24 protein-coding genes are annotated in these 23,999 nt (G+C 61.2%); 9 read left to right on the forward strand and 15 right to left on the reverse strand.

The window, feature by feature from the left end; translation table 11 throughout:
* Positions 1 to 70: 70 nt before the first annotated feature.
* From lepA to nagZ, 9 genes are all read left to right on the forward strand, one after another.
* Complete coding sequence (gene lepA / locus Q7J58_RS03675; protein WP_304823576.1) at positions 71 to 1,879, forward strand: translation elongation factor 4; 1,809 nt, start codon at positions 71 to 73, stop codon at positions 1,877 to 1,879.
* Positions 1,879 to 2,856, forward strand: coding sequence for a signal peptidase I (gene lepB, locus Q7J58_RS03680; protein ID WP_304823578.1), 978 nt, complete (start codon positions 1,879 to 1,881; stop codon positions 2,854 to 2,856). Before lepA ends, lepB begins: the two co-directional genes overlap by 1 nt.
* Before the next feature lie 39 nt (positions 2,857 to 2,895).
* On the forward strand, positions 2,896 to 3,243 hold the full coding sequence (locus Q7J58_RS03685) for a DUF4845 domain-containing protein (protein ID WP_304823581.1): 348 nt from the start codon (positions 2,896 to 2,898) through the stop codon (positions 3,241 to 3,243).
* A gap of 43 nt (positions 3,244 to 3,286) precedes the next feature.
* Complete coding sequence (rnc, locus tag Q7J58_RS03690; RefSeq protein WP_304823583.1) at positions 3,287 to 3,967, forward strand: ribonuclease III; 681 nt, start codon at positions 3,287 to 3,289, stop codon at positions 3,965 to 3,967.
* Positions 3,968 to 4,177: 210 nt separating this feature from the next.
* A complete protein-coding gene (gene era / locus Q7J58_RS03695) occupies positions 4,178 to 5,113 on the forward strand; it encodes a GTPase Era (RefSeq protein WP_304823659.1) in 936 nt (311 codons plus the stop codon).
* Positions 5,113 to 5,931 carry a DNA repair protein RecO gene (recO, locus tag Q7J58_RS03700; RefSeq protein WP_304823586.1) on the forward strand — a complete coding sequence of 273 codons (819 nt, stop codon included), beginning with the start codon at positions 5,113 to 5,115 and terminating at the stop codon, positions 5,929 to 5,931. The genes era and recO overlap by 1 nt, the downstream gene beginning before the upstream one ends.
* Complete coding sequence (locus tag Q7J58_RS03705) at positions 5,928 to 6,698, forward strand: pyridoxine 5'-phosphate synthase (protein ID WP_304823589.1); 771 nt, start codon at positions 5,928 to 5,930, stop codon at positions 6,696 to 6,698. The genes recO and Q7J58_RS03705 overlap by 4 nt, the downstream gene beginning before the upstream one ends.
* A gap of 5 nt (positions 6,699 to 6,703) precedes the next feature.
* Positions 6,704 to 7,096 (forward strand): holo-ACP synthase, encoded by a 393-nt coding sequence (gene acpS / locus Q7J58_RS03710; RefSeq protein ID WP_304823592.1) that lies wholly within the window; start codon positions 6,704 to 6,706, stop codon positions 7,094 to 7,096.
* Positions 7,097 to 7,136: 40 nt separating this feature from the next.
* Entirely contained in the window at positions 7,137 to 8,228 is a 1,092-nt protein-coding gene (gene nagZ / locus Q7J58_RS03715) for a beta-N-acetylhexosaminidase (RefSeq protein WP_304823595.1), read from the forward strand.
* Positions 8,229 to 8,315: 87 nt separating this feature from the next.
* On the opposite strand, the gene Q7J58_RS03720 is transcribed toward nagZ, so the two are convergent.
* The 15 genes from Q7J58_RS03720 to Q7J58_RS03790 all read right to left on the reverse strand — a co-directional run bounded on the left by Q7J58_RS03720 (position 8,316) and on the right by Q7J58_RS03790 (position 23,969).
* Positions 8,316 to 8,972: an LON peptidase substrate-binding domain-containing protein gene (locus Q7J58_RS03720; RefSeq protein WP_304823598.1), complete on the reverse strand. Its 657-nt coding sequence runs from the start codon at positions 8,970 to 8,972 to the stop codon at positions 8,316 to 8,318.
* 20 nt (positions 8,973 to 8,992) lie between these two features.
* Positions 8,993 to 9,871 carry an acetyl-CoA carboxylase, carboxyltransferase subunit beta gene (gene accD, locus Q7J58_RS03725; RefSeq protein ID WP_304823601.1) on the reverse strand — a complete coding sequence of 293 codons (879 nt, stop codon included), beginning with the start codon at positions 9,869 to 9,871 and terminating at the stop codon, positions 8,993 to 8,995.
* A 149-nt stretch (positions 9,872 to 10,020) separates the two neighbouring features.
* Positions 10,021 to 10,830 carry a tryptophan synthase subunit alpha gene (gene trpA, locus Q7J58_RS03730; protein WP_304823604.1) on the reverse strand — a complete coding sequence of 270 codons (810 nt, stop codon included), beginning with the start codon at positions 10,828 to 10,830 and terminating at the stop codon, positions 10,021 to 10,023.
* Positions 10,827 to 12,116, reverse strand: coding sequence for a tryptophan synthase subunit beta (gene trpB, locus Q7J58_RS03735; protein ID WP_304823607.1), 1,290 nt, complete (start codon positions 12,114 to 12,116; stop codon positions 10,827 to 10,829). The genes trpA and trpB overlap by 4 nt, the downstream gene beginning before the upstream one ends.
* Before the next feature lie 44 nt (positions 12,117 to 12,160).
* Positions 12,161 to 12,868, reverse strand: coding sequence for a phosphoribosylanthranilate isomerase (locus Q7J58_RS03740; protein ID WP_304823610.1), 708 nt, complete (start codon positions 12,866 to 12,868; stop codon positions 12,161 to 12,163).
* On the reverse strand, positions 12,865 to 13,701 hold the full coding sequence (gene truA, locus Q7J58_RS03745) for a tRNA pseudouridine(38-40) synthase TruA (protein WP_304823613.1): 837 nt from the start codon (positions 13,699 to 13,701) through the stop codon (positions 12,865 to 12,867). The genes Q7J58_RS03740 and truA overlap by 4 nt, the downstream gene beginning before the upstream one ends.
* Positions 13,702 to 13,989: 288 nt before the next feature.
* A complete protein-coding gene (locus tag Q7J58_RS03750; RefSeq protein ID WP_304823616.1) occupies positions 13,990 to 16,746 on the reverse strand; it encodes a FimV/HubP family polar landmark protein in 2,757 nt (918 codons plus the stop codon).
* Between the two features lie 181 nt (positions 16,747 to 16,927).
* Positions 16,928 to 18,058: an aspartate-semialdehyde dehydrogenase gene (asd, locus tag Q7J58_RS03755; protein WP_304823619.1), complete on the reverse strand. Its 1,131-nt coding sequence runs from the start codon at positions 18,056 to 18,058 to the stop codon at positions 16,928 to 16,930.
* Between the two features lie 83 nt (positions 18,059 to 18,141).
* Positions 18,142 to 19,230: a 3-isopropylmalate dehydrogenase gene (leuB, locus tag Q7J58_RS03760; protein WP_304823622.1), complete on the reverse strand. Its 1,089-nt coding sequence runs from the start codon at positions 19,228 to 19,230 to the stop codon at positions 18,142 to 18,144.
* Between the two features lie 32 nt (positions 19,231 to 19,262).
* The gene (leuD, locus tag Q7J58_RS03765) at positions 19,263 to 19,913 is read right to left on the reverse strand and encodes a 3-isopropylmalate dehydratase small subunit (protein WP_304823625.1); all 651 of its coding nucleotides are present in this window, start codon (positions 19,911 to 19,913) and stop codon (positions 19,263 to 19,265) included.
* Positions 19,914 to 20,045, reverse strand: coding sequence for an entericidin A/B family lipoprotein (locus tag Q7J58_RS03770; RefSeq protein ID WP_304823628.1), 132 nt, complete (start codon positions 20,043 to 20,045; stop codon positions 19,914 to 19,916).
* An 11-nt stretch (positions 20,046 to 20,056) separates the two neighbouring features.
* A complete protein-coding gene (leuC, locus tag Q7J58_RS03775; protein WP_304823630.1) occupies positions 20,057 to 21,478 on the reverse strand; it encodes a 3-isopropylmalate dehydratase large subunit in 1,422 nt (473 codons plus the stop codon).
* Positions 21,479 to 21,603: 125 nt separating this feature from the next.
* Positions 21,604 to 22,914 carry a citrate synthase gene (locus tag Q7J58_RS03780; RefSeq protein ID WP_304823633.1) on the reverse strand — a complete coding sequence of 437 codons (1,311 nt, stop codon included), beginning with the start codon at positions 22,912 to 22,914 and terminating at the stop codon, positions 21,604 to 21,606.
* Positions 22,915 to 22,936: 22 nt separating this feature from the next.
* Positions 22,937 to 23,245 carry a succinate dehydrogenase assembly factor 2 gene (locus tag Q7J58_RS03785; RefSeq protein WP_304823636.1) on the reverse strand — a complete coding sequence of 103 codons (309 nt, stop codon included), beginning with the start codon at positions 23,243 to 23,245 and terminating at the stop codon, positions 22,937 to 22,939.
* Between the two features lie 19 nt (positions 23,246 to 23,264).
* Entirely contained in the window at positions 23,265 to 23,969 is a 705-nt protein-coding gene (locus Q7J58_RS03790; RefSeq protein ID WP_304823639.1) for a succinate dehydrogenase iron-sulfur subunit, read from the reverse strand.
* Between the last annotated feature and the right edge of the window lie 30 nt (positions 23,970 to 23,999).

Below are 23,999 nucleotides of genomic sequence, written 5' to 3' on the forward strand. Positions count from 1 at the left end.
GCGCCCTTTTTTATGCCTCCTGGCCCTTTCAAGGGCGGGGAGGTCTTTTCGTGTTTGAGCTGGTTTCTTGATGAATCACATCCGCAATTTTTCGATCATCGCGCACATCGACCATGGCAAGTCCACGTTGGCCGACCGCATCATTTCACGCTGTGGCGGGCTGTCCGACCGCGAGATGAGCGAGCAGGTGCTCGACTCGATGGACATCGAGAAAGAGCGGGGCATCACCATCAAGGCGCAGACAGCTGCTCTGCAGTACAAGGCCCGCGACGGGCAGGTCTACAACCTGAACCTGATTGACACCCCCGGCCACGTGGACTTCTCTTACGAGGTGAGTCGGTCACTGTCGGCCTGCGAAGGCGCGCTGCTGGTGGTGGACGCCAGCCAGGGCGTGGAAGCGCAGACCGTGGCCAACTGCTACACCGCTCTCGATTTGGGCGTGGAAGTGGTGCCGGTGCTCAACAAAATGGATCTGCCCAACGCAGACCCTGAGAACGCCAAGGTCGAGATCGAGGACGTGATTGGTATCGATGCGACCGATGCAATCCCGTGTTCGGCCAAAACCGGCATGGGCGTGGAAGATATTTTGGAAGCTGTCGTGGCACGGATTCCACCGCCCAAAGGCAAGCCTGACGCACCGCTGCGCGCCATGATTGTGGACAGCTGGTACGACGCCTACGTGGGTGTGGTGATGCTGGTGCGGGTGGTGGATGGCCACTTGCTCAAGGGTGAACGCTTCAAGATGATGGCCACCAACACGGTGTACAACGCCGACAATCTGGGCGTCTTCACACCCGGAAACGAGCCGCGCGAGTCGCTGGAAGCGGGCGAGGTGGGCTACATCATTGCGGGTATCAAAGAGTTGCAGGCCGCCAAGGTGGGCGACACCATCACGCTGGAAAAGAAGCTTCCCAACAACCTTGGCCCCGCCACTGAGGCGCTGCCTGGTTTCAAAGAGGTGCAGCCGCAGGTGTTTGCTGGCCTGTACCCCACCGAAGCCAACCAGTACGACGGTCTGCGCGATGCGCTGGAAAAGCTCAAGCTCAACGACGCCGCGCTGATGTACGAACCCGAGGTTTCGCAGGCGCTGGGCTTTGGCTTCCGTTGCGGTTTTCTGGGCTTGCTGCACATGGAAATTGTGCAAGAGCGGCTCGAGCGCGAGTTCGATCAGGACCTGATCACCACCGCACCCAGCGTGGTCTACCAGGTGGTCAAGCCCGATGGTGAGGTGATCATGGTCGAGAATCCGTCCAAGATGCCTGATCAGGGCCGCATGGAAGAGATCCGTGAACCTATTGTGACGGTGCACCTTTACATGCCGCAGGAGTATGTGGGCGCCGTCATGACGCTGGCCAATCAAAAGCGCGGTATGCAGCTCAACATGTCTTACCACGGCAAGCAGGTCATGCTGACGTACGACATGCCGCTGGGCGAGATCGTGCTGGACTTCTTCGACAAACTCAAATCGGTGAGTCGGGGCTATGCCTCCATGGACTACGAGTTCAAGGAATACCGAGCCGCCGATGTGGTGAAGGTGGATATCTTGCTCAACGGCGAAAAGGTGGACGCGCTGTCCATCATCGTGCACCGCTCGCAGTCGCAATACCGCGGGCGTGCGGTGGTCGCCAAGATGCGCGAGATCATCAGCCGCCAGATGTTCGACGTGGCGATTCAGGCGGCCATTGGTGGCAACGTGATTGCGCGCGAAACCATCAAGGCACTGCGCAAAAACGTGCTGGCAAAATGCTATGGCGGCGATATCAGCCGCAAGCGCAAACTCCTTGAGAAACAAAAAGCAGGCAAGAAACGCATGAAACAGATTGGTTCGGTCGAGGTGCCCCAGGAAGCCTTCCTCGCCATTTTGCAGGTGCAAGACTGATGCAGGCGTTGATGAGCACGATCACGGCCATGGTGCTGGCGGCCATTGTGGGCTATGCCGGCGCATGGTACATGGGTGTGGTGGAAAGCAGCTTTGCGGTGCTCTTGATGCTGGCCACGGTGGTGACGGGTATTTACTGGGTGCTCGAAAAAGCGGTGTTTTTACCTCAACGAAAACGCTTGGCGCACAAACTGCTTGACGAGCACAACGCGCGCAAGGCGGCACTGATCCAGCAGGGTTTCAGCAATATCGACGGTGACGTGGAGCCCGCGCGTCAGAAGCTGCTGATGCAGCCTTGGTGGCTGGACTGGACCGCAGGCCTGTTTCCCGTGATTCTGGCGGTGTTTGTGTTGCGCTCGTTCATGTTCGAGCCGTTCAAAATTCCCTCAGGATCGATGATTCCGACCTTGCGTGTGGGCGACCTGATTTTGGTGAACAAATACCACTACGGTATCCGTTTGCCTGTTTTCCACACCAAGCTGGTGGCCAACAACGACCCGCAACGTGGTGATGTAATGGTGTTTCGTTACCCGCCCCAACCCAGCCTGGACTACATCAAACGGGTTATTGGTGTACCGGGTGATGAAGTCGCTTATCTGAACAAAGAACTGACGGTGAACGGCAAGCCAGTGCCCCGTACCGTGCAGCCTGAGTTTTTTGATGGCGACTCCATGCGCTACGCCCGTCAGTTTCGTGAAACCTTGGATGCCCGCAGCTACAACACCCTGAACGATGACGACCATCCTGCGTTCATACCTGGTGCCACCGACTTCCCGAACAAGGACGCGTGCCGCTACTCGGTGGAGGGTGTGGTGTGCAAGGTGCCCCAGGGACACTACTTCATGATGGGTGACAATCGGGACAATTCACTGGACTCCCGCTATTGGGGCTTTGTGCCCGAGGCCAATATCGTTGGCAAAGCTTTTTTTGTCTGGATGAATTTTGGCGATCTGAGACGTATCGGCTCGTTCGAATGAGTCTGAAGGGGTTCTCCGTCTTTCTGAAGGAAACAACACATGAAATTGAAACAGCAGCAACGCGGTTTGACGTTTGTGGGCTTGCTTGTCGCTGGTCTCCTGCTGGCGTTCACCGGCGTGATCGTGGCGCAGGTGGTTCCAACCTTTGTTGAATTTATGGCTGTGCAAAAAGCCGCAAAGAAAGCCGCTGCGGGTAGCACTGTGAGCGAGGTTCGGAGCATTTTTGACAAATCAGCACAGGTTGACAATATCCACTCTATTTCTGGTAGAGATTTGGAGGTTGGCAAGGAAGGTGACCAAGTGGTGGTTTCTTTTGCTTACAGCCGTGAAATTCATCTGTTCGGCCCGGCCTACCTGACCATGAAATACGAAGGTGGCTCCAAGTGAGGGCCTCTTGCGGCCGCTTGCAGTGCCACGGAGACCCGCTGTCTTGAATCCTGAATTGCTCGCGCTGCAAAAGCGCTTGAACCACCATTTTGCCAATCCGCGCTTGCTTGAGCGAGCGCTGACGCACCGCAGTTTCACTTCAGACCACAACGAGCGCCTGGAGTTTCTGGGCGACTCGGTGCTTAACTTGGCTGTGTCGGGCCTGCTGTTTGAAAAACTGAGTCAACTGCCCGAAGGCGATTTGTCTCGGGTGCGTGCCAACTTGGTGAAACAAGACACATTGTTCAAAATGGCTTCTACCCTGGGCCTGTCAGCTTGCTTGCGGCTGGGTGACGGTGAGAAGCGCTCAGGCGGTCACAAGCGTCCATCCATTTTGGCCGATGCGCTGGAGGCCATCATCGGTGCTGTGTACCTCGATGCGGGCTTTGAGGTGGCCGCCGCGTTGGTGCACCGTTTGTACAGCGGCGTCGAACTCAACGCCCAGATGAGCGCCATGGGCAAAGACCCCAAGACCGAATTGCAGGAGTGGCTGCAGGCGCGCAAAATGAAACTGCCTGCATACCGGGTGGTAGCCACGTTGGGGGAAGCACACAAGCAAACGTTTGACGTGGAGTGCACCATCACCGAAACCGGCCGTAGCGAGCGCGGTATAGGTGCTTCGCGCCGCGCTGGTGAGCAGGCGGCTGCCGCTGCCATGCTGCAACACCTCATGGCTGGCGTTTAGCTGGCTCGGCTTTGGGTGGGTGGTGCGGCCTGGCCGTTCTACCGACGCGTTTTATTCCTTTCTTGCCCTGTTCCGCATACACGACCCATGTCCCGAAAATCTGCTCCTCCGAACCCCGCTTCTTCGCCCGCTGCTCCTGTGGCCAATCCCGAGCTGGATGCCATGCTCGCGCGGGCGCTGCGCAAGGCGGATGTCGCTGCACCAGCGGACATGGCTCCTGACAATCAGGCGCCCGAGGTGGCCGAAGTGGAGGTGGTCGATCCGGCAGCGCAGCATTGCGGCTACGTCGCCATTGTGGGCAAGCCCAACGTGGGCAAGTCCACGCTGCTCAACGCGCTGGTGGGGCAAAAGGTCAGCATCACGTCGCGCAAGGCGCAAACCACGCGCCACCGCATCACCGGTTACCGCACGGTGGGGCCGAACCAGTTTGTGTTTGTGGACACCCCGGGCTTTCAGACCCGCCACGGCAACGCCTTGAACCGCGCGCTGAACAAAACGGTGCTGGGTGCCGTGGCCGATGTGGACCTGATTTTGTTTGTGGTGGAGGCGGGCAACTTCAACCTGGCCGACGCCAAGGTGCTCGATCTGTTGCCTCGCAACATCCCGGTGGTGCTGCTGGCCAACAAATTCGACCTGGTGCACCGCCGCGGTGATCTGGCGCCCTGGTTGCGTTCCATGCAAGAGCGCCACCCATTTGCCGAATTTGTGCCCATGACAGCCAAGAACGCCAGAGACATTCAGCGTCTGTTTGGCATTTGTGCGCCTTATCTGCCGCAGCAACCCTGGATGCACGACCCCGAGGAGCTGACCGACCGCAGCGAGCGCTTCATGGCCAGTGAAATGGTGCGTGAAAAACTGTTCCGCCTGACCGGTGACGAACTGCCCTACACCTCGACCGTCATCATCGACAAATTCGAGCAAGAGGGCCAGCTCAAGCGCATCGCCGCCACCATCGTGGTGGAGCGCGAGGGTCACAAGGGCATGGTCATTGGTGACAAGGGCGAAAAACTCAAGCGGATCGGCACCGAAGCCCGCCAGGAGTTGGAGAAGCTCTGGGACTGCAAGGTCTTCCTGGAGCTGTGGGTGAAGGTGCGCTCGGGCTGGGCCGACGACGATGCCCGGGTGCGCTCGTTTGGTTATGAGTGATGGCCACGCGCCGGTTTTCTGATGAGCCCGCGTTTGTCCTGCACCGCTACGACTGGAGCGAGTCGAGCCTGATCCTGGAAGTTTTCACCCGCAACCATGGCCGCATCGCCCTGGTGGCCAAGGGTGTGAAACGGCCCACCTCGCAGTTTCGTCCGGTGCTCTTGCCGCTGCAGCCGCTGCAGCTCAGCTGGGGCGGCGACGCCGAAGTGCGCACCCTCAAGGCCGCCCAATGGCAGGGCGGGCATGTGATGCCCACGGGCGAAGCCTTGTTGTCGGGCAGCTACCTCAACGAATTGCTCATGCGCCTGCTGGCGCGAGACGACGCGCATCCGTCCCTGTTTGACCACTACCGGTTTGCCGTGCAGTTGCTCGCCGAGCGCGGTGACGCGCAGCAGCTGGTCTTGCGCGCCTTTGAATTGTTGCTGCTGCGCGACGTGGGACTGCTGCCCGACCTGGCCCATGAGGGCAGCACCCTGGCCGAACTGGACCCGCAGGGCCTTTACGTGCTGGCACCCGAGCACGGCCTGCGCCACGCCCATGGCGACGACAGCCACCCGCTCACCGGTGCGCAGTGCCTGGATCTGCAAACCGCGCTGGACGATCCAGCGCCTTTCATGAGCGCGCTGCGCGCATGCGCCCCCAGCCTGCAAGCCTTGCGGCCCCAACTGCGCCACCTGCTGCACTACCATAGCGGTGTGCGGGTGTTCAAAACCCGCCAGTTGATGCTGGATGTTCAGGCCATGTCCCGGCCGCGCCAGCCAGATGTCTCGCAGGCGCCAGCGCCACCCGCCACCGCAACCCAACGACCCACACCATGACCGTGGTTTCAGCCCTTCATACCCCGCACACAGCGCTGTCCGTCAACCTCAACAAGGTGGCCTTGGTGCGCAATACGCGCCACCTGGGCATTCCGTCTGTGACGCGCGCGGCCACCCTGTGTCTGCAGGCTGGCGCTGGCGGCATCACGGTACACCCGCGCCCGGACGAGCGCCACATCCGTGCCCACGATGTGCACGATCTGGCCGAGTTGCTGAAGGCCTGGCCCGACCGCGAATACAACATCGAAGGCAATCCGTTTCACAACCTGATGGGTTTTGTCCAGGCCGTTCGGCCCCATCAGGTGACCTTTGTGCCCGATTCTGAAGGCCAGTTCACCAGCGACCATGGCTGGAGCTTCCCCGCCGATGCCGACCGCTTGCGCCCCCTCATTGCACAGGCGCAGGCGCTGGGTGCGCGGGTCAGCTTGTTCATGGACGCCGACCCTGGCGCCATGGCGGAGGCCAAAGCGGTGGGCGCCGACCGGGTGGAGCTCTACACCGAGCCTTACGCGGCCGCCTGGGCCACGCCCGAGCGCGCCGCACAGCTGGAGCGCTTTCGCGCCGCTGCGCAGGCGGCGCTGGATGTGGGCCTGGGTGTGAATGCGGGCCACGACCTCAACCGCGATAACCTCACGGCGTTTCTGCGCACGGTACCCGGTGTGCGCGAGGTGTCCATTGGCCATGCGCTGATGGCCGATGCGCTGGAAATGGGCTATGGCGTCACCGTGGCCGCTTACAAACACTGCATCGCCGACGCGTTCGCCTGAGCCGCATGATTTACGGCATTGGCACCGATGTTTGTGACATCCGCCGCATCGAGGCCACCTGGCAGCGCCAAGGCGAGCGCTTTGTGCGCAAGGTGCTGACCGATGCCGAGTTCGCCGTCTGGCAGCAGCGCAGTGCCCGATGGCCGCAGCGGGGCTTGCGCTATCTGGCCACCCGGTTTTCTGCCAAAGAAGCCTTCTCCAAAGCCATTGGCCTGGGCATGCGCATGCCCATGACTTGGCGGCGCTGCGAAATCGTCAACCAACCCAGTGGGCAGCCTGTGATTGTGTTGCACGGTGAGCTGAAGGCCTGGTTTGATGCCCAGGGCCTGCGCGCCCACGTGACCGTGACCGACGAGACCGACTATGCCGCCAGCTTTGTGGTGGTCGAACGCGGTTGAAGACCGATCCCCTTTTGCTTTCGCCAACATGCGATTGACCATGAATCCACACGCACCCTTCATCATCGACGTGGCTGGCCACAGCCTCACCACCGCTGAGCGCCAGCGTTTGGCGCACCCGCTGGTGGGCGGGGTCATTTTGTTTGGACGCAACTGGAAAGACCGCACGCAGCTGACCCGGCTGTGTCGCCAGATCAAGGCGGTGCGGCCCGACCTACTGATTGCTGTGGACCACGAAGGTGGGCGCGTGCAGCGCTTTCGCACCGACGGCTTCACCCACCTGCCGCCCATGGCGGCGCTGGGTGCGCTGTGGATGAAGCCCGAGCGCAAGGGCGAGGTGGCGGGTGCGTCCGCGCTGCATGCCAGCAACGCGGCCGTGGCCACGGGTTATGTGTTGGGTGCTGAACTGCGTGCCTGTGGCGTGGACCTGAGCTTTGCTCCGGTGCTCGACCTGGACTACGGTGAAAGCTCGGTGATTGGTGACCGCTCGCTGGGGCGTGACCCGCGCATGGTGACGCTGCTGGCACAGGCTTTGATGCTGGGTCTGCAGCAAAGCGGCATGGCCAACTGCGGCAAACACTTTCCCGGCCACGGCTTCGTGCGCGCCGACTCACATCTGGCGATACCGGTGGACAAGCGCAGCCTGAAGGCCATTTTGGCCGAGGATGCCGCTCCGTATGGCTGGCTTTCGGCCAGCCTGCAGGCGGTGATGCCCGCCCATGTGATCTACCCCAAAGTGGACAGCCGGCCCGCCGGCTTTTCACCGCGCTGGCTGCAAGATGTACTGCGCCACCAACTGGGCTTTACCGGCGCCATCTTCAGCGACGACCTGAGCATGGAAGCGGCCCGCCACATGGACGGGCGCGACCTGAGCTTTGCCGAAGCGGCCCTGGCCGCCCTGGGTGCTGGGGGCGATATGGCGGTGTTGTGCAACCAGTCGGTGGTGGATGGCGGTGCGCCGATAGACGTGGCGATCAACGATGTGTCGCGTGCGGTCATTGAGGGCCAGTGGCAGCCCAACCCCGCAAGCGAGGAACGCCGCCTGGCGCTGCTGCCGCGCGGTGCAGCCATGGATTGGGATAACTTGATGGTCAGCGAGCGCTACATGCGGGCGCTCTCGTTGCTGCCCTAAGGACTTGCGCAAAACCACCATGGCGTTGTTGCTTCGCCTTGTCGTACCCTGGTACTGCCTGCGGCTTCGCGTAAGTCCTGGTCTTGATCAGCGCTCAACGCCCATTCGGTCGAGCAGGTCCGAGATGAGTTCCAGCCGCACCAGCGGGTTGTCCAGTGTCATCAAGCGCTGTTTGAGTTCGGCCTTCGCAGGCAGCAGCTCGGCCCAGCGGTTGGCGACCCAGCCGCAATTGTCCCATTGGTAGGGCGGCTGAAGGGGCAGTTCGTTTTTCGCCTCAGGCTCGCGCTCCAGCAGGTTGTTCAGCAGGCGTTGCAACGCGTCGCGTGTGCTGGACAGGTCTTCGGGCACCGGCACCACGGGCTCTGCTTCGTCCAGCCGCACATCGCCTATCCACAGGCCGTGAGGCAACTGCTGGCTGGACGTGATGTGAAAGCGCTGCAGGCCACGGCAATGGATCACCAGCAGCCCGGGTTGCGGGCGTTCCAGGCGCTCTATTTGCGCGAGTGTGCCCACGGGGTAGAACACTTCTTTGGCAAAGGCATCACCATGCGGTGGTGCCTTGGGGTCGATGCGTCGGACTTCGCTGCCTTCGCGCAGGCCCACGACGCCAAAGGGAGCGCCTGCTTTGTGGCAGCGGCTGATCATGTCGAGGTAACGTACCTCGAAGATCCGCAGCGGCATCCAGCCACCCGGAAACAAAACCGTCTGCAGCGGAAACAGTGGCAGTTGTGACAGCGTGAGCATGCAGGGAGGCGTTTCAGCAGTCAATCGTTGACCACCGCGTCGGCGCTCTGGCGCTGTAGCATGGCCAGGATATTGGCCACGGTTGAACGCAGTTCGCGGCGGTCGCAGATGAAGTCCACCGCGCCCTTGGTTTGCAAAAATTCAGCGCGCTGGAAGCCTTCGGGCAACTTCACACGAACAGTGTTTTCAATCACACGCGGGCCGGCAAAGCCGATCAGTGCCTTGGGCTCGGCAATCACCACATCGCCCAAAAAGGCAAAACCGGCCGATACACCACCCATGGTCGGATCGGTCAGCACGCTGATGTAGGGAAGGCCCTTTTTGGCCAGACGGGTGAGGGCGGCATTGGTCTTGGCCATCTGCATCAGCGACAGCAGACCCTCCTGCATGCGTGCACCACCGGTGGCGGTGAAACACAGAAAAGGTACTTTTTGCGCAATGGCTTCTTCAACGCCGCGCACAAAGCGCTCACCCACCACCGAGCCCATGGAGCCGCCCATGAAGTCGAACTCGAAACACGCCACGACCAGGTTGACACCCTGCACGGCGCCGCCCATGACGATCAGCGCGTCGGTTTCACCGGTGTTTTCCAGCGCCTCTTTCAGTCGCTCGGGGTACTTGCGGCTGTCCTTGAATTTCAGGGCATCAACCGGCAGCACTTCCTGGCCGAGTTCGTAGCGGCCTTCGGCGTCCAGAAACGCGTTCAGGCGCGCGCGGGCGCCAATGCGATGGTGGTGGCGGCAATGCGGGCACACGTTCTGGTTTTTCTCCAGATCGTTTTTGTACAGCACGGCTTCGCAGCTGGGGCACTTGATCCACAAGCCCTCGGGCACGCTGCGGCGCTCGGTCGGGTCGGTGTGCGTGATCTTGGGAGGCAGCAGTTTTTCTAGCCAGGACATGGTGTGTTCTCCAAAATTGAGCGACCCCGCGCCGCTGGGCATCAGCCAAGGGGACCGGCAGCCCAGCAAAGCCGGATCTGCGCTGGATTGAGGGCCTTTGCGCGGCGTTGTCTGTCAGTGGGTTGTTTGGCGAATTAAAACACGGTCGATCAGGTGTCCAACGCCTTGCGGATGGCGCGCAGGAAGTTGGACGCTACCGCCACGACCTTTTCGTGTGGCTCGTTTTCGATCAGCTGGATGATCTTGCTGCCAATCACCACGGCATCGGCGCTGCGCCCGATGGCGCGGGCCGTTTCAGCATCGCGAATACCAAAACCCACGCCCACCGGCACGTTCACGTGCGCCCGGATGCGCGGCAGCATGGCTTCCACTTGGCCCACGTCCAGTGTGCCGGCACCGGTCACGCCCTTGAGCGATACGTAGTACACATAGCCGCTGGCCACACGCGCGACCTGCGCCATGCGCTCGTCGGTGGAGGTGGGGGCCAGCAAAAAGATCAGGTCCATGTTGTGGGCGCGCAAGGCGGCCGCGAACTCTTCGCATTCTTCCGGTGGGTAGTCCACGATCAGCATGCCGTCCACGCCCGATGCGCTGGCGTCGCGCACGAAGCTGCCCACGCCGTGCTTCTGGTCGTAGCGTTCAACCGGGTTGGCGTAGCCCATGAGCACCACCGGTGTGGTGTTGTTGCGTTCGCGGAAAGTTTTTACCATGGCCAGCACCTGTACCAGGCCGATGCCCAGGGTCAAAGCGCGGTCGCCGGCTTTCTGGATCACCGGGCCGTCGGCCGACGGGTCGGAAAACGGTACGCCGAGCTCAATCACATCGGCACCGGCTTCCACCATGCCGTGCATCAGGTCGGGGGTGATGTTGGCAAAGGGGAAACCTGCGGTGACGAACGGTATCAGGGCTTTGCGGTTCCGGGCTTTCAGCGCGCCCAGTGCGGGTTCAATGCGGCTCATTTTGCGAATGCGATGGAAGATGTTTCGGCGCCGCCCTTGACCGACTGGCCACGGCAGCTGGGACGGCAGTAAAAGTCGGCCTTGGACAGGTCGGCGACGGTGCCAATGTCCTTGTCGCCCCGGCCTGAGAGGTTGACCAGAATGGACTGGTCGGACCGCATGGTCTTGGCCAGCTTCATGGCGTAGGCCACGGCATGGCTCGATTCCAGTGCCGGGATGATGCCTTCGGTGCGGCACAGGTAGTGAAAGGCGTCCAGCGCCTCGGTGTCGGTGATGCCCACATATTCGGCGCGGCCGATGTCTTTCAGGAACGCGTGCTCGGGGCCGACGCCGGGGTAGTCCAGACCGGCGCTGATGCTGTGGGTTTCGGTCACCTGCCCGTTGTCGTCTTGCAGCACGTAGGTGCGGTTGCCGTGCAGCACGCCGGGGCTGCCTTTTTGCAGCGATGCCGAGTGCTTGCCGCTTTCCATGCCTTCACCGGCCGCCTCGACGCCGATCAGGCGGGTGGCTGCATGGTTGATGTAGGGGTAGAAAATACCCATGGCGTTGCTGCCGCCGCCCACGCAGGCCACCACGGCGTCGGGCTGCTCATGGGTGCAGCCTGCGGCTTTCAGCATCTCGGGCATCTGCACCAAGCATTCTTCGCCAATCACGCTCTGGAAGTCGCGCACCATCATCGGGTAAGGGTGCGGACCGGCCACCGTGCCGATGATGTAGAAGGTGTTGTCCACGTTGGCCACCCAGTCGCGCATGGCTTCGTTGAGCGCGTCTTTCAGTGTGCGGCTGCCGCTTTCCACCGGCACGACGGTGGCGCCCAGCAGCTTCATGCGGTAGACGTTGGGGCTCTGGCGCTTCACGTCTTCGCTGCCCATGTAGACCACGCACTCCAGGCCATAGCGGGCACAGATGGTGGCGGTGGCCACGCCGTGCTGACCGGCGCCGGTTTCGGCAATGATGCGCGGCTTGCCCATGCGTTTGGCGAGCATGGCCTGGCCGATGGTGTTGTTGATCTTGTGCGCGCCGGTGTGGTTCAGGTCCTCGCGTTTCAAGAATATTTGTGCACCGCCTTGTTCACGGCTCATGCGGGCCGCGTGGTACACGGGCGATGGGCGGCCCACGAAATGCGCCAGCTCGCTCTTGAATTCGGCCAGAAACTCGGGGTCGTTCTGGTACTTGGCGTAGGCGGCCTTGAGCTCGTTGATGGCGTGGGTGAGCGTTTCACTCACGAAACTGCCGCCGTAGATGCCGAAATGGCCGCGGGCGTCGGGTTGCTGGTAGGTGGTCATGGGTGTCTCTGGTCGAATGCCCGCTCAGCCCCCACAGATGGGGCTCAGACAGGGCTGCGGTGAAGGGCTGCATCGGCCGCTCGCACGGCGGCCACAAATGCGTGCATCTTGTCCGGGTCCTTGATGCCTTTGCTGGCCTCAACCCCGGAACTCACGTCAACGGCCCAGGGCCGTACGCGGTTGATGCCATCGATCACGTTTGCAGGCGTGAGTCCACCAGACAAAACGAGGCGAGAGCTGGCGTTTAGAAGCGGATGTGACCAATTGAAGGCTGTCCAGTCGAAGGATTGGCCGCCGCCGCCGTATCCCTCGACATGGGCGTCGAGCAGCACGGCCTGTGAGGCGGCGAAGTCTTGTGCGTATTTTAGAAGATCAAAGCCCGCACCTGCGGGGCCTGCGGGAATACGGGCCGCACGGATGTAAGGGCGCCCTGTGGCGGCGCAGTCGGCTGGGGTTTCGTCGCCATGAAACTGCACCAGGGCATGGGGTACGGCTTCGAGGCCCAGGCGGATGTGCTCGGGGCTGGCGTTCACGAACAGCAGCACCGGCGTGACAAAGGCAGGCAGGCGCCGGGCCAGTTCGCCCGCGCGCTCGGGCGTGACGTGGCGCGGGCTTTTGGCGTACAGCACAAATCCAACGGCATCGGCGCCTGCCTGTGCGGCGGCGTCTACATCGACCTCCCGGGTCAGACCGCAAATCTTGATGCGCGTGTGGTGCATGGGCTTGGGGGCGGCTTGGCCTGCTTCGTTCATCCGGGTAACCAGTCGAAAGCGGCGGTTTGCGTCGGGATGCCCAGCGATTCGTCGTACAGCGGGCCGAGAAAGTAGAGACCATCCGGCGAAAACGTGGGCGCTGCGGCGTCGCGGCTGCGGGCGTGCAGCACCTCGGTCATCCAGCTCGCCGGGTGGTTGCCGTTGCCGATGGCGATCAGGCAGCCCATGATATTGCGGATCATGTGGTGCAAAAACGCGGAGGCTTCAAATTCAAACCGCCAGTACGCACCGCGGCGGGTGATGCTGATGCGCCGCAGTTGTTTGACCGGCGAATGGGCCTGGCACTGGGCTGCACGAAAGGAGGTGAAGTCGTGCTCACCCAGCAGAGCTTGTGCGGCCTCTTGCATCGGTTCCAGCGCCATGGGGCGAAACACCCAGCCCACCCGCCCGGCGTCCACGCTGGGGCGCACCGGCGATTCCAGCAGCACATAGGCATAGCGGCGCGCCACGGCGTTGGCGCGCGCATGGAAGTGGGCCGGCACTTGGCGTGCCCAGTGCACGGCAATGTCATGCGGCAAAAAACTGTTGGTGCCCCGCATCCATGCGTGGTCTGGGCGAACCACCGGGCTGTCAAAGTGCACCACCTGCATCAGGCCGTGCACCCCTGCATCGGTGCGGCCTGCGCACAAGGTTCTGATGGGGCCGTGAGCAATGAAGCGGGTCAAGGCCCGTTCCAGTTCGTCCTGCACTGTGCGGCCGCTGAGCTGGCTTTGCCAGCCATCGTAGGCGCTGCCGTTGTAGCTGACACCCAGCGCCATGCGGGTGGTGAGCGGGGCGCGTGCGTCTATGAGACGGTCTGACGTGGAAAGCATCGGCTGGAAATCGGCCGCAGCAGTCCTGTCGTTGAATAAAACTACGTTTGCACCGTCTTCTTGAACCGCAGCGGGTCTGTGGGCCTGGAGATCCGGCAAAAAACAGCCGCGCTTGGGCCGATTTTCACTATCAGCCCCCCAGGTTCGACAGGCTTCAGGGGTGCGGCTTGGGCCAGCCGGTGCGTCTAGAGATTCGCGAGTGTCTGCGGTTGGGCTGGCGCTGTCGGCGGCAGGAACGCCTGAAAGCGTTGCACAGTGCAAGGGGCGTTTCCGTTCTGGTTGGAGTCGTCAGTTGAGATCGGCCAAGAATCTGCTCGCCTTGGTCTTGAGTGTGCCTGTTGCTTCTGCCAGCACCTCTTCCGCGAGAGATCGGGCACCTTCCATATAGCCGATCGACCGAAATTCTTCAGCCAGTGCCAACTTGGTGTCCAGCGGGTTTTCCTCGGCCACCTGTTCGTGTTCGTCAGCGGTTTGGACTTCACTGCTTCCCATGTTTGGCTTGATATCGTTCAGGTCAAACGACAGCAACTCCGCATCGGTGTCGAAGGGATTTGCTTGGGTGCTCTGCTGCACTGGCTGGGGTCTGTTTTGGTCCTGGTTTGACTGCTCGAACGGCTGGTGTGCTTCCAGCTCGAAGTCGGGCAGAACGTCGTTGCTGTCAAAGGTCAGGTTGTTTGGATCCAGCAAGCTCAAATCGGCGTTTTGCTCAGCCAGAGCAGGTATTTCGATGGGCGCAGGCTCCGATGGAAAGTCCAGATCGAAAGGTATCGACGCGGGCGATGCATTCAACGTGGGGTTGGCTTGGGTCAGTGCATCGGTACGCTCCAGATCGCCCATACCTGATATCGCTGCGGCGGTTGAAAAAGCCGGGTTGGCGTGTGCGGAAGGCTCGTCCATGGAAAAGTCCAAGTCCAAGTCGAGGCTCATGGGGCTGTCTGCTGTGCCGCTGCTTTGAGGCAGCCTGCTGGTGTTTATCTGCACGGTGTGCAGGGCACCGCCAGCCATGAATGCACCTGCCATCCCGGCTTTGGCCGGCGGACGGCCACCCGGTTCGTAGAGTGGGTTGGCCGGCTCAAGCTCACGCCCCAGCGTGCAGGCTTGTTCCCATTCCGCGCCCTGACCTTGGGTCAGATCAAAGGCTTCCGTTGCAACAACTTCGAAGGCTTTGGCATCTCGGCGTTTGGCGTAAATTTCTAACAGCTTGCTGTGGATGGCGACCCGCTGAGGGGTGTTGCGCATTGCTTCTTTAAGAATCTCTTCTGCCTGTAGATCGCGGCCATAAGCGAGATAAACGTCGGCTTCGGCGACGGGGTCTACGTCACCTGCCGCGTCAAGCTGACTGGGTGAATACACCATGGACGAGCCAGAGACGCTGGCATCGGCTGTGTCGATACGCTGACCACCGCTGGCGCCAAAAAAGGAGTCGGGTTGCAGACGACTTTCCAGGAAAGAGCTGTCAACGCCATGGTCCCGTTTGCGTTGACGAATCCGATAAAAAGCAAAGCCCACCAGCAGTGCCAGCAAGCCTCCCGCAGCAGGCATTACCAGAGGGTTGTCACGCAGATCGTCGATCAGCGAAGGTGTATCGGATAACGGTGCGGTTACGGGCAGGGGCGCAGGCTTGGCAACCGGGGGGGCTGGTGGCTTTGATGCGGTTGTCTCGGAGGGGCTCGATAAACCCGCGGTCGGGCTGGTTTCTGTCGGTGATGTGGCTGCGGTTGCTGTTGAGGGTGTCGGTGGTGGCGTGGGTACCGTCAGTGCAGGTGCTGGCACCGCAGTCTCCGTTGCAACAGTTCCCGCCGTGTTGGCTGCGACCGTCGCAGAGCTGGTGCCTACTTTGGCGAGGTCTTCAATGTTTCTGGACAGTTCTGCCACCCGGCTGGATGCTTCTTGCGCTTGTCGGTCTTGGGCAATTTTGTCTGCGCTGGCGCTTTGCGCCGGTGTGATCCCTTTGGACAGGGTCAGCTTGTCCTGCGCTGGAGCCAAGGGTTTCTGGTCTTGAACCTCGGTTTGAATGCGCCCGGAGGCTTGGCGGTCGGCCGCTGCCACTGAGGTGGCTGGAATGGTGCTGGCCAGACGGCGGCGGAACTCGTTGAAGTCACGGCTTTGCGCAACGATGACTTGGCGTGCCTCCTCTGGGCTCACGCTGCCAGCGTCGGCTGCGCTGGGTAGGTCAAGCACCGCCCCAGCTTTGATGCGGTTAACGTTGCCCGCAATAAAGGCATTGGGGTTTGCCCGCAGCATGGCCACAAGCATTTGGTCCAGAGAGACACGGGGTGGTCGATTGGTCTCGGCAATACGCCCAGCGGTGTCACCTGCGCGGACCACAACCTTATCCGGATCGCCAGGGGGTTTTGACGATGGTGGTAATGCCGCTGCAGGGCGTGTTTCAGGTGCTACAGGACGAGGACGTTCTGCCGGTGTTGCCGTCGCGGTTGGCGCAGTCGGGGTTGGTGCTGGTTGCGCCCGGATGGCTGGATCGCTGGGACGCACCGCTGGGGGGCGCACTTGCGGCTCTGGTTGTGTCATGACAGCCGCAGGCAGAGGCGCCACCGGCACGGCTGTGCGCAAGTTGGGTGGATCAAGCAACAACGTGTAGTCACGTACGATCCGGCCCGAAGCCCAATTGGCTTCTACGATCAGGTCAACAAAGGGCTCATTGACCGGACGTGTGCTGGTCAATCTTAGGTAAGCTGACCCGTTCGCCCGGCGTTGCAGGGTGATCTGTAGGCTGCTGAGCGCCGCGTTGAAGTCCATGCCAGCTGCGCGAAATGCATCGCCAGAAGCGAGCCCGACGCGCAGACTGGCCGCTTCGTCTGTGTTGATATCGGGAACATCGATTTCAGCCTTCAGCGGCTCACCCAAGGCCGACTGAACCATGATACGACCCAAAGCCAGCGCTTGCGCTTCACCCAAGTGCGTCAATCCGGTGCACAGCACCACCGCAGCGGCGACGGCATGCCTGCGCGCAAGACTGCGTGAACCTGCTACCCCTGAGTGGGTGGATACGTGGTGGGATAGGGTGTAGCGGGTGTTGGATGTCACGTAGACCTCGACGTAAAAAACCGAAATTTGACCTTAACATCAACGGATTACAGAGACAAGCTGAGACTCCGCCTGAGTTTCATTGCCTACCTTCTGTCGCCGAGCTGTCTTGTTCACGTTGCGAACTTGCAACGTGAACAAGCAGTCACCATGTCGCTGTGCGACGACACAATGCGGTGCGTCATGCATCCAGCAAAATGCGCAGCATACGGCGCAGGGGTTCGGCAGCACCCCACAGCAACTGGTCGCCGATGGTGAAGGCACCCACGTATTCTGGGCCCATGGCCAGCTTGCGGATGCGACCGACCGGGATGGTCATGGTGCCGGTCACGGCCACGGGCGTCAAATCCTTGATGGTGGCTTCTCGTGTGTTGGGCACCACTTTGGCCCACTGATTATCTGCTGCGATCATGGCTTCGATGTCCGCTACGGGCACATCTTTCTTCAGCTTGAAGGTGAGTGCCTGGCTGTGGCAGCGCATGGCTCCCACGCGCACGCAGAAGCCGTCTACCGGAATGGCCGCTGAGCCGAAGCCCTCGCCCATGCCGAGGATCTTGTTGGTCTCGGCCATGCCCTTCCACTCTTCTTTGGACATACCGTTGCCAAGATCTTTGTCGATCCACGGAATCAACGATCCACCCAGTGGCACACCGAAGTTGGCCGTTTCAGCGCCGCTCAGGCTGCGCTGCTTGGCGATCACCTTGCGGTCAATTTCCAGAATGGCGCTCTTGGGGTCGTCCAGCAGCGACTTCACCTCGGCGTTGAGCGTGCCGTACTGGGTGAGCAACTCGCGCATGTGCTGCGCACCACCGCCCGAAGCCGCCTGGTAGGTCTGCGTGCTCATCCACTCCACCAGACCGGCCTTGTAAAGCGCACCAACACCCATGAGCATGCAGCTCACGGTGCAGTTGCCGCCCACCCAGTTTTTGCCACCGTGGGCCAACGCGTTCTGGATGACGGGCATGTTGACCGGGTCCAGGATGATGACCGCGTCTTTTTCCATGCGCAGCGTGGAAGCAGCGTCGATCCAGTGGCCGTTCCAGCCGGCTGCGCGCAGCTTGGGGAACACCTCGCTGGTGTAGTCACCGCCCTGGGCCGTGATCACGATGTCGCAGCGCTTGAGCGCGTCGATGTTGAAAGCGTCCTGCAGCGTGGTTTCGTTTTTCGCCATTGCCGGGGCTTTGCCGCCAGCGTTGGAGGTGGAGAAAAACAGGGGTTCGATCAGGTCGAAGTCTTTTTCTTCAACCATGCGGTCCATCAGCACGGAGCCGACCATGCCGCGCCAGCCTACCAGTCCTACGAGTTTCGTCATTGCATTGCCCTTTCGAAGATGAAATATCTCTGTTTCCGCCCGGCTCGTCGTGCCGGGGGAGGGCGTGACGAACCGGAGCTGATTCAGCCCTTGGTAATGGTTTTGGTGATGGCCACCACGACGGCGTCACCCATTTCCCGGGTACCGACCTTGGTGGTGCCTTCAGACCAGATGTCTACCGTGCGCAATCCGGACGCGAGCACGTCCTGGACCGCAGATTCAATGCGATCGGCGGCTTGCGGCTGGTTGAGTGAGAAGCGGAGCATCATGGCAGCGGACAGTATTGTAGCCAGCGGGTTTGCAATACCCTGACCAGCGATGTCCGGCGCGCTGCCGTGGCTCGGCTCGTACAAACCCTGGTTTTTCGCGTTCAGCGATGCCGACGGCAGCATGCCGATGGATCCGGTGAGCATGGAGGCTTCGTCGCTCAGAATGTCGCCAAACATGTTGCCGGTGACCACCACATCGAACTTCTTGGGTGCGCGAACCAGCTGCATGGCGGCGGTGTCCACATACATGTGCTCCAGTTCCACGTCGGGGTATTCGGCATGCACTTCGGTGACCACGTCTTTCCAGAACTGGAAGGTTTCCAGTACGTTGGCCTTGTCCACGCTGGTGACCTTTTTGCTGCGCTTGCGCGCAGCCTGGAACGCCACATGGGCGATGCGCTCGATCTCCGGGCGGCTGTAGCGCATGGTGTCAAACGCTTCTTCCGCACCGGGGAAGTGGCCGTCGGTGGCCACGCGGCGGCCGCGCGGCTGGCCAAAGTAAATGTCACCGGTCAGCTCGCGAATGATCAGGATGTCGAGACCCGAAATGATTTCGGGCTTGAGGCTGGAAGCACCCACCAGCTGCTCGTAGCAGATAGCCGGACGGAAGTTGGCAAACAGACCCAGGTTTTTCCGCAGACCCAGGATTGCCTGTTCGGGTCGCAGCGGGCGGTCCAGCGTGTCGTATTTCCAGTCACCCACGGCGCCAAACAAAATGGCGTCGGCGGCCTTGGCCAGGTTCAGGGTGGATTCGGGCAACGGGTGGCCGTGGGCCTCAAAGGCGGCACCGCCCACCAGGGCCGATTCCATCTCAAACGGCAGGTCGAGCACGCTGAGGACTTTGACCGCTTCGGCGACGATTTCGGTGCCGATGCCGTCACCTGGTAGAACTGCGATTTTCATGGATTGTCTGTCTGGGGTTGGGTCGTGTCCGCTCAGGACACCATCGTGTGGGCAAGCCACGGTTTCGTGGCAAGGCGAGCCGCTTCGAACGCGGCGATCTTGTCTTTGTGGCGCAGCGTCAGGCCGATATCGTCCAGCCCGTTGAGAAGGCAATATTTGCGGAAAGCCTGTACGTCAAAGGGGATTTCATCGCCCAGGGGCTTCACGATCACCTGGCGCTCCAGATCGATCGTGAGGCTGTAGCCAGGAAACGCGAACACCTCATCAAACAACTGCGCCACCGTGGCTTCGGGCAGCACGATGGGAAGCAGGCCGTTTTTGAAGCAGTTGTTGAAGAAGATGTCGGCGTAGCTGGGCGCGATGATGGCGCGAAAGCCGTACTGGTCAATCGCCCAGGGTGCGTGTTCGCGGCTGGAGCCGCAGCCGAAGTTTTTGCGCGTGAGCAACACCGACGCACCGGTGTAGCGCGGCTGGTTCAGCACGAAGTCGGGGTTGGCTTTGCGGCTGGCAGGGTCTTGGCCGGGCTCGCCTTTGTCCAGGTAACGCCACTCGTCGAACAGGTTCGGGCCGAAACCGGTCTTGCGAATCGACTTCAGGAACTGCTTGGGGATGATCGCGTCGGTGTCAACGTTTTCGCGGTCCATGGGGGCCACCAGGCCCTTGTGCACGGTGAATTGGTTCATTTACTTCTTCTTGGCTGCGTCTTCAAGCACCTGTCCGGCTTTTTGCACGTCTTGGCCAACGCCTTGCACGGTGTTGCAGCCGGCGAGCGCCAGCACAAAGATCATGGACAACAGGGTAGCAAACGGTTTCATGGTGGTTCCTTTCAGGCGAATTGACGAACGTCGACGAAATGGCCGTGCACGGCGGCGGCAGCGGCCATGGCGGGCGACACCAGGTGCGTGCGTCCGCCGTTGCCCTGGCGGCCTTCAAAGTTGCGGTTGCTGGTGGACGCGCAGCGCTCGCCAGGTTCCAGCCGGTCCGCATTCATGGCCAGGCACATGGAGCAGCCGGGTTCGCGCCATTCAAAACCAGCCGCCTTGAAGATCTCGTGCAGGCCTTCGCGCTCGGCCTGCTCTTTCACCAGGCCAGAACCGGGCACCACCAGGGCGAGCTTGATGTTCTTGGCCACCTTCTGGCCGAGCTTCTTCACCACCGCAGCCGCTTCGCGCATGTCTTCAATGCGGCTGTTGGTGCAGGAGCCGATGAACACCTTGTCCACAAAAATGTCGTTCAGCGCCTTGCCGGGTTGCAGGTCCATGTAGACCAGCGCGCGCTCAATGGCGCCGCGTTTGTTGGCATCCTTTTCTTTGTCCGGGTCGGGCACGGTGCCGTCAATGCCCAGCACCATCTCGGGCGAGGTGCCCCAGGTGACCTGCGGCAGGATCTGGGTGGCGTCGAGCTCGACCACGGTGTCAAACACGGCGTCGGCGTCGGACTGCAGGGTTTTCCAATAGGCCACGGCCAGATCCCATTCCAAGCCGGTGGGCGAGAGCGGACGGCCCTTGACGTACTCAATGGTTTTATCGTCCACCGCCACCAGGCCAGCGCGTGCGCCGCCTTCAATGGCCATGTTGCACACCGTCATGCGGCCTTCAATCGACAGGGCGCGAATGGCGCTGCCGCCGAATTCGATGGTGTAGCCCGTGCCGCCCGCGGTGCCGATCTTGCCAATGATGGCCAGCACGATGTCCTTGGCGGTCACGCCTTTGGCGAGCGCGCCTTCCACCTTCACCAGCATGTTTTTGGCCTTTTTGGCCAGCAACGTTTGCGTGGCCATCACGTGCTCGACCTCGCTGGTGCCGATGCCGTGCGCCAGCGCGCCAAAAGCGCCGTGCGTGGAGGTGTGGCTGTCGCCGCACACCACCGTCATGCCGGGCAGGGTAGCGCCGTTTTCCGGGCCAATCACGTGCACGATGCCTTGGCGCTTGGACATGAAGGGGAAGAACGCCGCAGCGCCGAATTCGGCGATATTGCTGTTCAACGTGGTGATCTGTTCTTTGCTGATGGGGTCGGTGATGCCGTCGTAACCCAATTCCCAGCCGGTGGTGGGGGTGTTGTGGTCGGCGGTGGCGACGATCGAACTCACGCGCCAGACCTTGCGGCCGGCCTGACGGAGACCCTCAAAGGCCTGTGGGCTGGTGACTTCGTGCACCAGATGGCGGTCGATGTAGAGCACGGCCGTGCCGTCTTCTTCGGTGTGGACGACGTGTTCGTCCCAGATTTTGTCGTAGAGCGTGCGTCCCATGAATGTCCTGTGAGGGTCTTCAGAACCCGTTATTTTAAGTCTTGCGCAAACAAAACGCCCGCAGCGCTGTCAGCGTGCGGGCGTGCGGTCGGTGCCAGCGGCCCAGAGGCCGCAGCAGGGGCGAATCAACGCTCGGCGACGGGCTTGACGCTGCGGGTGGTCGAGCCGGTGAACAGCTGGCGCGGACGGCCGATTTTGTACTCGGGGTCGCTGATCATTTCGTTCAACTGGGCGATCCAGCCCACGGTGCGGGCCAGCGCAAAAATACCGGTGAACAGGTTCACGGGAATGCCGATGGCGCGCTGCACGATGCCGGAGTAGAAGTCCACGTTCGGGTAGAGCTTGCGTGACACGAAATATTCGTCTTCCAGCGCGATCTTTTCCAGCTCTTTGGCCAGCTTGAACAGTGGGTCGTTTTCCAGACCCAATTCGGCCAGCACTTCGTTGCAGGTTTCCTGCATGAGCTTGGCGCGTGGATCGTAGTTTTTGTAGACGCGGTGGCCAAAACCCATCAGCTTCACGCCTGAGTTTTTGTCCTTGACCTTCTCCATGAACTCACCGACCTTGCTCACACCGCCTTGGCGCTGGATGTCTTCCAGCATGTTCAGGCAGGCCTCGTTGGCGCCGCCGTGGGCAGGGCCCCACAGGCAAGCCACGCCAGCGGCAATGGCTGCAAACGGGTTGGTGCCTGACGAACCGCACAGGCGCACCGTGGAGGTGGACGCGTTTTGCTCGTGGTCGGCGTGCAAGATGAAGATGCGGTCGAGTGCGCGCTCCAGCACCGGGTTCACCACGTACTCTTCGCAAGGCGTGCCAAACATCATGCGCAGGAAGTTACCCGAGTAGCTCAGGTCGTTGCGCGGGTACATGTAAGGCTGGCCAATGCCGTATTTGTAGGCCATGGCCACCAGCGTGGGCATCTTGGCGATCAGTCGGATCGCGGCGATTTCTCGGTGCTTCGGGTTGTTGATGTCCGTGCTGTCGTGGTAGAAGGCCGACATACCCCCCACCAGACCGGTCAGCACGGCCATGGGGTGTGCGTCGCGGCGGAAACCGCGCATGAAGAATTGCATTTGCTCGTTCACCATGGTGTGGTTGATCACGAGCTTGTGAAAGTCGCTACGCTGTGCCTCGTTGGGCAGTTCACCGTTGAGCAGCAGGTAGCAGGTATCTAGGTAGTCGCACTGGGTGGCGAGCTGTTCGATGGGGTAGCCGCGGTACAGCAACTCGCCTTTGTCGCCATCAATATAGGTGATGGCCGACTGGCAGGATGCGGTGGACAGGAAGCCGGGGTCGTAGGTGAACATGCCGGTCTGGCCATACAGCTTGCGGATGTCGATCACGTCCGGGCCAACACTGCCGGCATACACCGGCAATTCGACGCTGGGGCTGCCGTTGGAAAACGACAAGGTGGCTTTGTTGTCTACGAGTTTCATGCGGTTTCCTTTTAAGGGGGTCTTAAATGGGATGTCGGGCTGCGCGAAGCATGCCCAGTACAAAGAGGACATCGTCGTGGCTGACGGTGTCACTGGCCAAATCGCTCTGGGGAGTTTTGCGACCGAGCAGCAGATCCAGAAGATCGTTGTCGGACAAATCCATTAGAACCCCCAGGGCTTCAGCCTGCCTGACAGTCAAGCCAGATTCGTGCCTGCTGAAGAACTTCTCGATAAACAAATCGTTCTCGAGCAGGCCGCGCCGGCAGCGCCAGCGCAGCTTGCTCAGGGCACGCTGGTCGAGCAGGGCATCGCTGGTGGTGCTGGCGTTCATGGTGTGCCTGGCGTTGCGTTCAGATGGAGCGCATCACCATCATTTCCTTGATCTTGCCAATGGCCTTGGTGGGGTTCAGACCCTTGGGGCACACATCCACGCAGTTCATGATGGTGTGGCAACGGAAGAGGCGGTAGGGGTCTTCCAGGTTGTCCAGACGCTCGGCGGTGGCTTGGTCGCGGCTGTCGGCGATGAAGCGGTAGGCCTGAAGCAGACCGGCAGGACCCACGAACTTGTCGGGGTTCCACCAGAAACTGGGGCAGCTGGTGGAGCAGCTGGCGCACAGAATGCACTCATACAAGCCGTTCAGTTCGTCGCGCTCTTCCGGGCTTTGCAGGCGCTCGGTCTGGGGTGGTGGTGTGTCGTTGATCAGGTAAGGCTTGATGCTGTTGTATTGCTTGAAGAACAGCGTCATGTCGACGATCAGGTCGCGCACCACCGGCAGGCCAGGCAGTGGCTTCAGGGTGATCACGCCGGGAAGCGTGTTCATGTTGGTCAGGCAGGCCAGACCGTTTTTGCCATTGATGTTCATGGCGTCCGAACCGCAGACGCCTTCGCGGCAGGAGCGGCGGAAGGAGATTGTAGGGTCGACTTTCTTGAGCTTCATCAGTGCATCCAGCAACATGCGCTCCTGGCCGTCGAGTTCGACCTCGATGGTTTGCATGTAGGGCTTGGCGTCTTTTTCCGGGTCGTAGCGGTAGATCTTGAATGTGCGAAGGGCCATGGTGTTTTCTCCGGGCTTGTTCTGTTCGGG

The organism is Hydrogenophaga sp. (assembly GCF_030656115.1).
Lineage (GTDB): Bacteria > Pseudomonadota > Gammaproteobacteria > Burkholderiales > Burkholderiaceae_C > Hydrogenophaga.